Origin of the sequence: Exiguobacterium sp. s48 (assembly GCF_018617395.1) — a bacterium.
Classification (GTDB): Bacteria; Bacillota; Bacilli; order Exiguobacteriales; family Exiguobacteriaceae; genus Exiguobacterium.
Genome location: NZ_JACSKC010000015.1, coordinates 1 through 228 on the forward strand (window position 1 = coordinate 1; position 228 = coordinate 228).

Below are 228 nucleotides of genomic sequence, written 5' to 3' on the forward strand. Positions count from 1 at the left end.
GACACGTGGAGCTGAATGATACTAATCGGTCGAGGCTTTGATCTAGTCTACGGTTTGTGTTGATGAATCCTCAGTTTTGAGAGAACAATCTCAAAAAAACATGTTGACATTATGTTAAGATAATGTTAATATAATATTTGTCTGGTGGCGATAGCGAGACGGCCACACCCGTTCCCATGCCGAACACGGAAGTTAAGCGTCTCAGCGCCGAAAGTAGTTGGGGGATCT

The 228-nt window shown here is 43.9% G+C and carries 1 rRNA gene; it reads left to right on the plus strand.

The features are described from left to right. Window positions 1–140 precede the first annotated feature (140 nt). A 5S ribosomal RNA gene (gene rrf / locus KNO66_RS14835) occupies window positions 141–228 on the plus strand; the annotation flags it as partial.